Below are 12,432 nucleotides of genomic sequence, written 5' to 3'. Positions count from 1 at the left end.
GTCAGCGTTGCAGGCGCGCAAGCAGGCTCGACGTATCCCAGCGCTTGCCGCCCATCTTCTCGATCTCGGCGTAGAACTGGTCGACCAGCGCGGTCACCGGCAGGGTGGCGCCGTTGCGGCGGGCTTCAGCCAGCGAGATCGAGAGGTCCTTGCGCATCCATTCGACCGCGAAGCCGAAATCGTACTTGCCGTCGTTCATGGTCTTGTAGCGGTTCTCCATCTGCCAGGACTGCGCCGCGCCCTTGGAGATGGTCTCGATCACCGCGGCGACGTCGAGGCCGCTCTTCGTGGCGAAGTGGATGCCCTCGGACAGGCCCTGCACGAGGCCGGCAATGCAGATCTGGTTGACCATCTTGGTCAGCTGGCCGCTTCCGGCGGGCCCGAGCAGCTTGCACATCCGCGCATAGGCGCCCGTGATGATCGGCTCGGCGCCGGCATAGGCATCCTGCGCACCGCCGCACATCACCGTCAGCACGCCGTTCTCGGCGCCGGCCTGGCCGCCCGACACGGGAGCGTCGACGAACTTGAAACCGGCCTTGGTCGCGGCCGCATCCAGCTCGCGCGCGACTTCGGCGGAGGCCGTGGTGTGGTCAACGAAGGTCGCGCCCTTCTTCATGCCGGCGAATGCGCCGTCAGCGCCGATCGTGACCGCGCGCAGGTCGTTGTCGTTGCCGACGCAGCACATCACGAAATCCTGGCCCTCGGCGGCGGCCTTCGGGGTCGCCGCGGTCTTGCCGCCGAACTTGTCCGCCCATTCCTTCGCCTTGGCCGCGGTGCGGTTGTAGACGGTGACCTCATGGCCCCCTTTTTTCACGAGGTGTCCGGCCATGGGGAAGCCCATCACGCCGAGACCGAGGAAAGCGACTTTAGCCATGTGTGTGTCCGTAGCTTGAGTTTTACGGTTGCAGCCGGGCGAGGGACGCCAGCCGGGGGATCCTAAGGTTCCACATGAAGGGGAACGGGCGCACCATAAACCCTTGATGGCAGAGGGCAACGGCTTCGTTTGACGCCCCCCTGTGCTAGGATGGCTGATCTGGGATCTTCAACAAGGACTTCAAAAAAGGAGCAGAGGGATGGGCGGCGTGAGCGTGGGCGTGCTCGATCATTTCAACATTCGGACCCGGCATCTGGCCGAGACGGTCCGCTTCTACGAGGACGTGCTGGGCCTGGAAAAAGGCCCGCGGCCGGATTTCGCCTTTCCCGGCGCCTGGATGTACAGCGAGGGCAAGGCGGTGGTGCACCTCGTCGATATTTCTCCGACCGCCGAGCCACAAAAGCCGGATTCCGGCGTTGTCCACCACGTCGCCTTCGTCAGCCGCGGGTTCGACGGCATGAAGCAGCGGCTGGCCTCGAAAGGCATGAAATTCGACTCCCGCCAGGTGCCCGGCGGCGAGCTCTGGCAGATCTTCGTCCACGACCCCAACGGGGTCATGATCGAGCTCAATTACGAGGCGGCCAGCGAGCAGGGAGCCGCGCCCGCCGAGATGGCTGACGATATCGGCAGGCAGTAGCCTTTTGGGCGTTTCCGCTCTAATGGGGCATCTTGAACTTCAGGAGATGCGCTTTGAGCGTGACGCAGCAACAGGTTCTCGACAGCCTCGCCCGGATCAAGTCGCCGCGCGGGGTCGCGCTCACCAATGCCAATGTGCTGAGCGCGATCAGCGCCTCGGATGGCAAGGTGTTCTTCTCGATCAATGTCGATGCCGCCGAGGCGCGGGCCTGGGAATCCATCCGGGCCGAGGCCGAGGCCGCCGTGCGCGCCATTCCCGGCGTCACCACCGTGATGGTGGCGCTGACCGCCGAGCGCAAGCCGGGCTCCGCGCCGCCGCCACCCCCGCAGCCGAGCCGCGGCACGCCGGGCGTGCAGCCGGTCCACGCCCACAAGCCGCCGCCACAGGGCGGCGCCCAATCGCCGATGGCGCGGCAGTCCGAAATTCCCGGCGTTGCCGCGGTGATCGCGGTCGCCTCGGGCAAGGGCGGCGTCGGCAAGTCGACCACCGCGCTCAACCTCGCGCTCGGCCTGCGCGACCTCGGTCTCAAGGTCGGGCTGCTCGACGCCGACATCTACGGCCCCTCGGTGCCGCGCCTCACCGGTCTGCGGGACAAGCCGGAGCTGGACGGCGAGCGCAAGATGATTCCGCTCCGCCGCTTCGGCCTCGCCATCATGTCGATCGGCTTCCTGGTGGAGGAAGAAACCGCGATGATCTGGCGCGGCCCGATGGTGATGTCGGCGGTGACGCAGATGCTGCGCGACGTCGCATGGGGCCAGCTCGACGTGCTGGTCGTCGACATGCCGCCGGGCACCGGCGATGCCCAGCTCACGCTGGCGCAGAACGTGCCGCTGAAGGGGGCGGTGATCGTCTCGACCCCGCAGGACCTCTCCCTGATCGACGCAAGGCGGGGGCTTGCGATGTTCAAGAAGGTCAACGTGCCCGTGCTCGGCATCGTCGAGAACATGAGCTATTTCCAGTGTCCGCATTGCGGCACCAAATCCGACATCTTCGGCCATGGCGGCGCCCGTCACGAGGCCGAGAAGCTCGGGGTACCGTTCCTGGGCGAGATCCCCTTGCACATGGCGATTCGCGCCACCTCGGACGCCGGCAAACCCGTCGTCGACAGCGAGCCGGACGGGCCCCATGCGGCGATCTACCGCGCCATTGCGGGGCAGGTCCGGGACCAGCTCAAGGGCGTCATCGCCGCAGCCTGAGGCTGTGAGGCCAATCCGTTGGGGAGATGCGACTTTCGTAGACCCCCATCATGCCATTGTCGCGTTCCGAAAGCGCCCCGTCCGTGTTAAACGCCCACGGCAGTCAAGCCCCTTCGGTTCGACGCGGCCTGAACGCGTCGCCGGAATGAGCGGCGGCACAAAGAGAAGTTGAGGGGAAACGCCCCAGCAAGGAGAGACCTGAAGATGAAGCGTCGTGATTTCCTGAAAGTGTCGGCAGCAGGCGCGGCGGTGACCGCCGCGGTGGCCTCGCCGGCGATCGCGCAATCCTCGCCCGAGATCAAGTGGCGCCTGACGTCGAGCTTCCCGAAGTCGCTCGACACCATCTATGGCGGCGGCGAGCAGCTGGCGAAGTACGTCGCCGAGATGACCGATAACAAATTCCAGATCCAGGTGTTCGCCGCCGGCGAAGTCGTCCCGGGTCTCCAGGCCCTCGACGCGACCTCGAACGGCACGGTCGAGATGTGCCACACCGTCTCGTACTACTACGTCGGCAAGGACCCGACCTGGGCGATTTACGCCTCGGTGCCATTCGGCCTCAACGCGCGCCAGCAGAACTCCTGGTGGTACCAGGGCGGCGGCGAGCAGCTCGGCAACGAGTTCTTCAAGAAGTCGAACGTGATCGGTTTTCCCTGCGGCAACACCGGCACCCAGATGGGCGGCTGGTTCCGCAAGGAGATCAAGACCGTTGCCGATCTCTCCGGCCTCAAGATGCGCATCGGCGGCATCGCCGGCCAAGTGCTTCAGAAGGTGGGCGTGGTGCCGCAGCAGCTCGCCGGCGGCGACATCTATCCGGCCCTGGAAAAGGGCACCATCGACGCCGCCGAGTGGGTCGGTCCCTACGATGACGAGAAGCTCGGCTTCGCCAAGGTCGCCAAGTACTATTATTATCCGGGTTTCTGGGAAGGCGGTCCGATGGTCCATGCCTTCACCAATCTGGACAAGTGGAATTCGCTTCCGAAGAACTACCAGGCGATCCTCTCCAACGCGGCGGCCAATGCCAACAGCTGGATGGCCGCGCGCTACGACATGCAGAACCCGGCGGCGCTGAAGCGTCTGGTCGCCGGCGGCACCCAGCTTCGTCCGTTCACCAACGAAGTGCTCGAGGCCTGCCTCAAGTCGACCAACGAGCTGTGGGCGGAGATCTCGGCCAAGAACGCCGATTTCAAGAAGTCGATCGACGCCATGCAGGCCTACCGCTCCGACGAATATCTGTGGTGGCAGGTCGCCGAATACACCTATGACAGCTTCATGATCCGCTCGCGCACCCGCGGCTGATCGTTCCAGCACGTCGCAATCGGAAAGTCCGGCCTCCGACGAGGCCGGGCTTTTTTCTTTGATCGAGGATGAGTGCCAAAACAAAAAAATCGAAAACAACCCCATGCACAGTAGAAACGAGGTGAGGGCGGGTTGCCTCGTCGATGCTTCCAACAGCTTGACGGGACGGGGCAATTCAGCAGGACACTGCGATCACGGAGCAGCCGGTGCCGACGCGCCGATTTTTGCGACCGTGACCGCAATGACCCGCGGATGGCCTGGGGGCTTACCCGACCGGCGAGGCGGTTTGACACGTCGGGCAAAACAGTGGCATAAAGCGATAATCGTATAATCCGAAATTCGGCTGCCGCCGATCGCCGGGGGAGCGACGATGAGCTTCGATCCCGATGACATCAAGCGCGCGCTGCTCAAGGCATGGTCGCTGTCGACGGCCAGCAAATGGACGGCGGAGAATCCGGCGGTGGGGCAATGCAACGTCACTTCGCTGCTGATCCACGAGCTCTTCGGCGGTGACCTGCTGAAGACGCCGTTGCCCGCCGGCGACCATTTCTACAACCGGATCGGAGGCAAGAGATACGACTTCACGGCGAGCCAGTTCGATGCGCCGATTGCGTATATGGACGTTCCGACGGATCGCGCGGACGCGGAGTTGGGAGCAACCGGCGAGCAACTCGCCGAACTCAGGGCCGCTTTTGAGAGAGAACGATAGGTAGCGCGGAAGCGAACCTCATCGTGCGAGTTCAAATCGTAGGATGGGGAGAGCGAAGCGAAACCCATCATACCGCCCCAGGGTGATCGTTATCACCGTCGCCTCGGCGAGGCCGCCGATGGGTTTCGCTTCGTTCTACCCATCCTACGGACTACATCAACTCCCGGAATGCACCGTTCCTCCAGCCTCGACGCGTCAACCGTTATTCGGTATTTCAGAAATGAGGTCCAGGGCCGGCCGTTTCTACTTTGCATGGGATTGTTTTCGACATTTTTGTCTGACACCCATCAGCGCCGCGCGCAGAGCAAAATTGATCTGCGTCAAGAGATCGGCGCGAGGCCCGTAGGAAGGATGCAGCGCAATCTCGAGAGGGATCACCATGAACGGCAATCGATACTACGGCGTCCGCGTCGAAGGCGCCAAATACGGCGTCGGCTTTGGCTCGGCGCTCGCCATCGCGATATCCTACACCAACAACCATTCGATCCTGTGGGCGATCATCCACGGGATCCTGGGCTGGCTCTACGTGATCTTTGTCGCACTGTTTCGGTGACGAGATGTAGCCCGGCTACTTGCCAACCTGCGCGCCTCCAGCCTACACAGCGCGCAGCTTTTTCCGGAGATCGACACCTGCCATGAACGACGCAACAAAATGCCCGAACTGCCAGTCGGAGCACGCCTATCAGGACCGCGATCTCTGGGTCTGTCCGGAGTGCGCCCATGAATGGAGCGCTGCGGGCGATGCGGCCGCGCCGGTCCCGCAGGAGGCTGGGGTGCGCGATGCCCATGGCAACATCCTCACTGATGGCGACAGCGTCGTCGTGATGAAGGACCTCAAGGTCAAGGGATCGTCATCGGTCGTCAAGGGCGGCACCAAGGTCAGGAACATCCGCCTCCAGGACGCCACCGACGGCCACAACATCGCCTGCAAGATCGACGGCATCGGCGCGATGAACCTGAAATCGGAATTCGTGAAGAAGGCGTAGCAGGCGCAATTGACGGCTGCACTTCGCCGGGCCGCGCCGCCTCACGGTATCTCGTAGACCGACACTCTCTCCGCGATCCCGCCGAGCGCGACGCTGCGGCAGGTCGGGTTGAGGCCGCTGGCTTCCAGCAGGTCGCGGGTCCTGGCGTGGTCCACCACCGGTTCCTCACGACGATCGAGCGCGAGGCAGCCAGGCCCTGAACGCGCGAGGCGATGTTCACGGTCTGCCCAAAATAGTCCTGCTGGCCGTTGAGCGTGACCGCGAGGCACGATCCCTCGTGGATGCCCATCTTCAGCAACAGGCCCTGCTGCTGGCGCTGGGGCCCTAGCTCGCTCATGGCCTCGCGCATGCGGATCGCAGCGGCAATGGCGCGATGGGGCGGTGCGGTAGAGATCGCGGAAAGTCTGGTTCGTGAGGAGGCGCTTTGTGCGGTCAGGCTCGGCTTGCGCCGGGTTAGGAGATCCTCGAGCTGTTGGTTCGCCACCCACACCGCCGGCGGCACGCGCGCATCGGTGAGGTTTTCCAGGGTCAACCGCAGCGCGCCGGGGCGCAGCGGGTAGGATGGGTAGAGCGCAGCGAAACCCATCACGTTCACGCCGGGTGCTGTCGATGGGTTTCGCTGCGCTCTACCCATCCTACAAGTTGGGCTTTGCGGCGCTGAGGTTGGGCTTTCTTCTTTGGCTTGCCGCTGTTGCTTGCGGCACTTTTGAAGCCGGAACGTCGGGACGTTGCTCCTGGTTGGCTTGATGCAGGATGAGGCCGCTTTCGGTCATAGCAGACCGATCACGGCTGCCAGAGCAGCCCGGCCCCCGCGGCGGCCCGGCCCTTTTTCTTTGCCGCAGTGCGATCACGATGGAATTCCGTTGGCCCTTGCGCCATGCTGGCCCCAAGCCTCGGCAAGAAGGCTCAACAATCAGATCCATCAGGGCAGGAAATCATGAAGAGAAGAGACTTCATCAAGGTCACAGGACTTGGTGCGGCGGGTGCCGCCACGCTCGCGGCGCCCGCGATCGCGCAGTCGATGCCGGAAATCAAATGGCGCATGCCGACGAGCTGGCCGAAATCGCTCGATACGCTCTATGGCGGCGCCGAGATGATGTGCAAGATGGTTGCCGAGGCAACCGATAACAAATTCCAGATCCAGATCTTCGCGGCCGGCGAGATCGTGCCGGGCCTCCAGGTCCTCGACGCCGTGCAGAACGCCACCTGCGAGATCGGCCACACCGCGTCCTACTATTATTTCGGCAAGGACCCGACATTCACCTTCGGCTCATCGGTGCCGTTCGGCCCCAACATGCGCATCAACCAGGCCTGGTACATGCAGGGCGGCGGGCGCGAGGTGCTCAACGAGTTCTACAAGAGCTATAACGTCATCTCGCTGCTCGCGGGCAACACCGGCTGCCAGATGGGCGGCTGGTTCAGGAAGGAGGTCAACACACCCCAGGATCTCAGCGGGATGAAATTCCGCATCGGCGGTTTTGCCGGCCGCGTGCTCCAGAAGCTCGGCGTGGTGCCGCAGCAGCTCGCCGGCGGCGACATCTATCCGGCGCTGGAGAAGGGCACGATCGACGCCGCCGAATGGGTCGGCCCCTATGACGACGAGAAGCTCGGCTTCTACAAGATCGCGCCGCATTACTACTATCCCGGCTGGTGGGAAGGCGGGCCGATGCTGCTCGCTTTCGTCAATCTCGACAAATGGAACGCGCTGCCGAAATATTACCAGAGCGTACTGGAGCAGGCCGGCCACACCGCCAACAACTACATGATGGCGCGCTACGACACCGCCAATCCGCTCGCCATGAAGAAGCTGCTCGCGAGCGGCACCAAGCTGCACGCCTTCTCGCCGGCGATCATGGATGCCTGCTACAAGGCGGCCAAGGAGCTGCATGCCGAGGTCGGCGCGACCAACGCCAACTTCAAGAAAGTGCATGACTCCCTGGCAAAATTCTCCAGCGACGGCTACGCCTGGTTCCAGGTCGCCGAGGTCGGCTACGACATCTTCATGGCGCGGCGCTCGCAGAGCTGATCGCAGTCTCTCGTCGAATGCAACGCCCCGAAGCGAAGGCTCCGGGGCGTTGCCGTTGCGTCGCCTTCGCGACGGTTTTGAAAGCGGCGTGCGCCGCCAAAATGTTCAGGTCGAGCGGCGCAGCGAGCGGAAGGCGTCGCGAACCTCTCTGCTGAAGATCGCGGGTTGCTCCCACGCCGCGAAGTGACCGCCGGCCTCGGCCTGATGGAAATAGATCAGCTTGTGATAGGCCCGCTCGGCCCAGCTCCGTGGCGCTACAAAACTTTCACCGGGGAATGCCGTGACGGCGGCCGGGATCGTGACGTTGGCAGGCAGATAGAGATTGGTCTTGTTCTCCCAATACAGCCGCGCCGAGGAGACGGCGGTGTTGGTCAGCCAGTACAGCGTGATGTTGTCGAGCACGTCGTCGCGCGTCAGGGCGCCCGCGGAGTGCCCGTTGACCGCATGCCCAGCGACTGCCGAAGCCATCGCCGCGGCCGGCTGGGCGTAGCCGTCGCCGTGATCGAGCAGCCAGGCGGCGAGGCCGGCCGGAGAATCCGCAAGTGCCGACATCGTCTGCGGACGCGTCCCCATGATCTGGGCATAGGCGCGCCGCTTTGTGAACTGGAGCTTGAGCTGGGCGAAGACGCGCTTCTCCTCGTCGGACAGGTCGGTGGGTGCGGGTTCGCCCGAAGCCACGGCCTTGAAAATCTCCGGCGGAACGACGCCGGGCAGGTTGACGTGAATGCCGATCAATTCCGGGGCCCCGAGCTTGGCCATTTCATTCGAGACCGGCGAGCCCCAATCGCCGCCCTGGGCGACAAACCTGGTGTAACCGAGGCGCTTCATCAGCACGACCCAGGCCCGCGCGATGCGCTGCGGATCCCAGCCGGTGGCGGTCGGTTTGCCCGAGAATCCGTAGCCGGGCATCGACGGGATCACGAGGTGGAAAGCATCATCGGCGCTGCCGCCATGCGCGGTCGGATTGGTCAGGGGATCGATGATTTTGAGCTGCTCGATGACGGAGCCGGGCCAGCCGTGCGTCACGATCATCGGCAGCGCGTTTGCATGCTTCGAACGGACGTGCAGGAAATGGATATCGAGGCCGTCGATCCCGGTCATATATTGCGGCAACGCGTTGAGCCGGGACTCGATCCTTCGCCAGTCGTAGTCGGTCTGCCAATAGCGGACGAGCTGCTGCTGCGTCGCCAGCGGCACGCCTTGCGAATCGTCGTCGACGGTCTCCTTGTCGGGCCAGCGCGTCGCGGCGAGGCGACGACGCAGATCGGTGAGCGCCTTGTCGGGGATGTTGATCCTGAAGCGGCGGATCGCCTCGCTCGTCGCGGCGGGCGTCGGGCGGAGGGGAAACAGCGCCGCTGTACCGGCGGCCACGATGCCTGTGGCGGCGGTGGTCAGGAATCTGCGCCTGTCGTGATCGACGGCCTCGCTGGTCGAAATTGCCTCCGCAGCAGCGACCGGCGGTTTGATGAGCATTGTCATGGAACCTGTCCTTTGCCTTGGGTGATTTCGCCTTGGTGTTTCGTCCCGGATCATCCCGCGAAAGCGCGGGGAGCGCCTGTTATGGTTTGTGAGAGCTCGTTAGCCGTTGTCGCGCCGGCATCATTCAGGCGGCGTGTCGCCGGTCGAGGCAATTCGGCGGGACAAAGCAATCATCAAGCTGCCGGTACGGACGCGGCGTTTCGCCTGACTTGATCCAGAGAAGCGAAAATCACAGTTCGGAAACGCCAGTCTACAGCTGCGGACCAGATAGTCGGACCTCGCGCTCAGCGCGCAGGACATTGCCATACAGACTGCTGATCCATTGTCTTCCGCTCGAGGTCACGTTCAAATAGCGGATGGCAGTTTGGATCTGCGGTGAGACCTTGGTCCAGTAGAATTGAGGATATTTGTATACCACATCGGCGGGCGTGGCGTATCCGAGCGATTTGTTGAGCCCGATCTCCTCGAATTCGTAGAAGAGCGCGTTTGATTTCTTCATGTAGTTCGGATCGCCGAGCTGACCGATCAGATCGGCGGCGCGGAGCAACATGCCTTCCTCTTCGTCCAGATCGTCCTTGAGTTCGTTCGCTGGTGCGTCTGCATAGGGAAAACGAGTGTATTCGATGGCCTGGGCAACGCGAGTGGCGTCGATCTGGTCGACTGCGTCGAGACGCTCCACGGCGAACAACTTTGAGCGGTCGACATGATAGGGCGCAAGCGCTGCATCGGAGGAGCCGATCGGTAACTCAACCGTTCGTCCGGTACCATCAACAACATAGGCTCCGTCCTGGTCTCCGTGCACTATCCCCCTGACGTAGCCGATGTCGTGGATCAGGCACGCCAGAATGAAGTGAGCATAATCGCTGGCCGTCGTCGGCCTCAGAAGCGAGCGCCCAATCAGAATGTCGTGCCCCACCAGCGTGACCAACAAGGTGTGCTCGACGTTGTGGTAGAGTGCGTCGCTATTACCGATACATTCCAGAGCCAGCTTTGCTGCATAGGGGAGCAATTCCGGCAAGCTGGCGCGAGACGAGCCGAAGCGACCGCTCGTCTCCGAGATCAGGAACGCACCGAGCGCCTGGGACGTCAGTTCTGGAATCGTGATCATGAGCGAGCCTCACTTTCGTCGTCGAACCTTCAGTAGGCCTTCTGCAGGATCGGAAGGGAGAGGAGGACCCCGGAAGGGTGAAGCCAGCGGATGGATGATGTTTGACCTAGATCAATAGTGGCGATGACGCCGGGCTGCTCCTGCCCGGTAGCTTGTCGCCGGACCGCGTGACTGGTCCGCCTTGCCGGCGCGAAGGGGCAACGCCCGGGTCAAATGAACTTCGCTTGACGGCAAAGCGACATGTTATTCTGGGCCCATAGTATCTGTGCGATTGTACGGGTGACCGGATCATGATTCCTCAAGATCGGTTTCGCGGCCTCTTTCATAAATATTTGCTCGCGCTTTTCGTGGCGGTCGCAGTCCCACTCGCATTCAACGGCGTTATTGAAGCGTGGTTCGGCTATCGCGATCAGCGTGCGAGGCTGGACCAGTGGCTCGGCCTCCAGTCAGCGTCCGCGGCCGCCGAAATACACGATTTCATCCACGGCATCACAACGCAGCTCGGCTGGCTGGTGCAGCTTCCGTGGACCGACGAGCCCGACGAACGCCGGCGGACCGACGCGTTGCGCCTCCTTCGACAAGCGCCTGCCATCGCCAGTCTCACACTCCTCGACGGCAGCGGTCTCGAGCGTCTCTACGTCTCACGGATCGGCCTCAATCGAATTGAGAGCCGTACGGACCGGTCAGCTGATCCTGCCCTGGTCGGGGCCCGGGCAGCTCAGGTCTGGTTCAGCGACGTCAACTACAATCGCGGCTCCGAACCGTACCTGACGGTTGCGATTGTCGGCAGCCGACCGGCCCTCGGTGCAGTCGTAGCCGAGGTCAACCTCAAGCTGATCTGGGACGTGATCTCGGCGATCAAGGTCGGAAGGACCGGCTTTGCTTTCGTCCTGGACCGGTCGGGTCGCCTGATCGCCCATCCCGACATCAGCCTGGTCCTCCGCGGGGCGGAAGAAGCAACCTCCAAGCCATTTCGGGCTGTGCGGGACGCGATAGGGCCGAAAGCGGGCTTCGCAACGAGCCGGGATGCACAAGGACAATTTGTTGCCGCCAGCGCGGCTCCCGTACAGGGCACCGATTGGACAGTCGTGGTCGCGCAGCCACTATCCGAGGCTTACGCGCCGATCTACGCCGCCCTGTGGCGGACGGCAATGCTCCTCGCAGTCAGCACTATGCTCGCAGGCGTTTTTGCCTATGCATTGGCCGACCGGATGACAGAGCCGATCAAACTGCTCGAGGAGGGCACGGAGAGGATTGGTGCCGGGTCCTTTGACCACCGAATCCTGATCCACACCGGGGACGAGTTCCAGCGCCTTGCAAACAGTTTCAACAAGATGGCTTCCGAGCTGGCGCTGGCGCAGGAGCACCAGGAGCGCATAGCGAGGCTCAAGCGATTCCTCGCTCCCCAGGTCGCCGATCTCGTCGATCGGGCCGGCGATGACAGCGTGCTCGATGGTCGCCGCACGGAAGTCGTCGTTGTCTTCTGCGATCTCAGGGGTTTCACCGCTTTTTCGGCGGGAGCTACGCCTGAGGACGTCATGAGCGTATTGTCGGAGTACTATGAAGACCTTGGCAGGGTCATCGCGAAATTCGAGGCAACGCTGATCAATTTCTCCGGAGACGGGCTGATGGTGCTGGTGAACGCACCTGTCCCGGTCGAAGAGCCTGCGTTGAGAGCCATCGATCTCGCCGTCGACATGCAGAGGACCGTGCAGGTCCTTATCGCGGGCTGGCGATCGCGCGGCTACCATGTTGGTTTCGGAATCGGCCTTGCCAGCGGGCCGGCGACTGTCGGCCGGATCGGCTACAAGGACCGGCTCGACTACACCGCCATTGGCAGCGTTGTGAATCTCGCGGCCCGATTGTGCGCATCTGCCGCAGACAAGGAAATTCTGGTCGACGCGAAAGTCGCCGCTGACGTCAAGGGTCGGCGGCCCGTCGAGGACCTTGGGGATCGCAATATCAAGGGATTTGACGAAGCTATTCCGGTCTTCGGAATAGCCTTCAACGCTCCCTAGCCGGGACCGGTCGCCGGATGCCCGGCACAATCCAGTTGAAGACTGTTGGAGCATCCGGGGCTATGCTTCGACAATCGGCTGACGGCAACGGGTTCGTAGCCAT

11 protein-coding genes and 1 pseudogene are annotated in these 12,432 nt (G+C 63.1%); 8 read left to right on the top strand and 4 right to left on the bottom strand.

Annotated elements, in window-relative coordinates:
• Position 1: 1 nt before the first annotated feature.
• Positions 2–874 carry an NAD(P)-dependent oxidoreductase gene (locus QA642_RS30640; RefSeq protein ID WP_283080180.1) on the bottom strand — a complete coding sequence of 291 codons (873 nt, stop codon included), beginning with the start codon at positions 872–874 and terminating at the stop codon, positions 2–4.
• Between the two features lie 199 nt (positions 875–1,073).
• Here QA642_RS30640 and QA642_RS30635 point away from each other — a divergent pair, with 199 nt between their 5' ends.
• The 6 genes from QA642_RS30635 (at position 1,074) to QA642_RS30610 (ending at position 5,698) form a co-directional block, all read left to right on the top strand.
• Positions 1,074–1,511, top strand: coding sequence for a VOC family protein (locus QA642_RS30635; RefSeq protein WP_283080179.1), 438 nt, complete (start codon positions 1,074–1,076; stop codon positions 1,509–1,511).
• A gap of 53 nt (positions 1,512–1,564) precedes the next feature.
• Positions 1,565–2,707 carry an Mrp/NBP35 family ATP-binding protein gene (locus QA642_RS30630; protein ID WP_283080178.1) on the top strand — a complete coding sequence of 381 codons (1,143 nt, stop codon included), beginning with the start codon at positions 1,565–1,567 and terminating at the stop codon, positions 2,705–2,707.
• Between the two features lie 204 nt (positions 2,708–2,911).
• Positions 2,912–4,003 carry a TRAP transporter substrate-binding protein gene (locus tag QA642_RS30625; protein ID WP_283080177.1) on the top strand — a complete coding sequence of 364 codons (1,092 nt, stop codon included), beginning with the start codon at positions 2,912–2,914 and terminating at the stop codon, positions 4,001–4,003.
• Between the two features lie 370 nt (positions 4,004–4,373).
• Positions 4,374–4,712: a hypothetical protein gene (locus tag QA642_RS30620; RefSeq protein WP_283080176.1), complete on the top strand. Its 339-nt coding sequence runs from the start codon at positions 4,374–4,376 to the stop codon at positions 4,710–4,712.
• Between the two features lie 379 nt (positions 4,713–5,091).
• Entirely contained in the window at positions 5,092–5,265 is a 174-nt protein-coding gene (locus tag QA642_RS30615) for a hypothetical protein (RefSeq protein ID WP_018644642.1), read from the top strand.
• Positions 5,266–5,347: 82 nt separating this feature from the next.
• Positions 5,348–5,698, top strand: coding sequence for a zinc ribbon domain-containing protein YjdM (locus tag QA642_RS30610; protein WP_283080175.1), 351 nt, complete (start codon positions 5,348–5,350; stop codon positions 5,696–5,698).
• 187 nt (positions 5,699–5,885) lie between these two features.
• On the opposite strand, the pseudogene QA642_RS30605 reads toward QA642_RS30610, so the two are convergent.
• Positions 5,886–6,251: pseudogene (locus QA642_RS30605) on the bottom strand (DUF5939 domain-containing protein); the annotation flags it as partial.
• A 384-nt stretch (positions 6,252–6,635) separates the two neighbouring features.
• Here QA642_RS30605 and QA642_RS30600 point away from each other — a divergent pair.
• Positions 6,636–7,724: a TRAP transporter substrate-binding protein gene (locus QA642_RS30600; RefSeq protein ID WP_283080174.1), complete on the top strand. Its 1,089-nt coding sequence runs from the start codon at positions 6,636–6,638 to the stop codon at positions 7,722–7,724.
• Between the two features lie 105 nt (positions 7,725–7,829).
• On the opposite strand, the gene QA642_RS30595 is transcribed toward QA642_RS30600, so the two are convergent.
• Both QA642_RS30595 and QA642_RS30590 read right to left on the bottom strand, forming a co-directional pair.
• Positions 7,830–9,203, bottom strand: coding sequence for an epoxide hydrolase family protein (locus tag QA642_RS30595; protein ID WP_283080173.1), 1,374 nt, complete (start codon positions 9,201–9,203; stop codon positions 7,830–7,832).
• Positions 9,204–9,453: 250 nt separating this feature from the next.
• Positions 9,454–10,311 carry a metal-dependent phosphohydrolase gene (locus QA642_RS30590; protein ID WP_283080172.1) on the bottom strand — a complete coding sequence of 286 codons (858 nt, stop codon included), beginning with the start codon at positions 10,309–10,311 and terminating at the stop codon, positions 9,454–9,456.
• Positions 10,312–10,601: 290 nt separating this feature from the next.
• Between QA642_RS30590 and QA642_RS30585 the strand changes: the two genes are divergently transcribed.
• Entirely contained in the window at positions 10,602–12,329 is a 1,728-nt protein-coding gene (locus tag QA642_RS30585; RefSeq protein WP_283080171.1) for an adenylate/guanylate cyclase domain-containing protein, read from the top strand.
• The last annotated feature ends 103 nt before the right edge of the window (positions 12,330–12,432 follow it).

The sequence above is a fragment of the Bradyrhizobium sp. CB2312 genome, from assembly GCF_029714425.1.
Classification (GTDB): domain Bacteria; phylum Pseudomonadota; class Alphaproteobacteria; order Rhizobiales; family Xanthobacteraceae; genus Bradyrhizobium.
This window is presented reverse-complemented; position numbering and strand designations above follow the sequence as displayed.

Coding starts and splice junctions, on each gene's coding strand:
- QA642_RS30640 (WP_283080180.1), bottom strand. CDS start 874: ATGGCTAAAGTCGCTTTCCTCGGTCTCGGCGTGATGGGCTTCCCCATG.
- QA642_RS30625 (WP_283080177.1), top strand. CDS start 2,912: ATGAAGCGTCGTGATTTCCTGAAAGTGTCGGCAGCAGGCGCGGCGGTG.
- QA642_RS30590 (WP_283080172.1), bottom strand. CDS start 10,311: ATGATCACGATTCCAGAACTGACGTCCCAGGCGCTCGGTGCGTTCCTG.
- QA642_RS30600 (WP_283080174.1), top strand. CDS start 6,636: ATGAAGAGAAGAGACTTCATCAAGGTCACAGGACTTGGTGCGGCGGGT.
- QA642_RS30615 (WP_018644642.1), top strand. CDS start 5,092: ATGAACGGCAATCGATACTACGGCGTCCGCGTCGAAGGCGCCAAATAC.
- QA642_RS30635 (WP_283080179.1), top strand. CDS start 1,074: ATGGGCGGCGTGAGCGTGGGCGTGCTCGATCATTTCAACATTCGGACC.
- QA642_RS30595 (WP_283080173.1), bottom strand. CDS start 9,203: ATGACAATGCTCATCAAACCGCCGGTCGCTGCTGCGGAGGCAATTTCG.
- QA642_RS30585 (WP_283080171.1), top strand. CDS start 10,602: ATGATTCCTCAAGATCGGTTTCGCGGCCTCTTTCATAAATATTTGCTC.
- QA642_RS30620 (WP_283080176.1), top strand. CDS start 4,374: ATGAGCTTCGATCCCGATGACATCAAGCGCGCGCTGCTCAAGGCATGG.
- QA642_RS30610 (WP_283080175.1), top strand. CDS start 5,348: ATGAACGACGCAACAAAATGCCCGAACTGCCAGTCGGAGCACGCCTAT.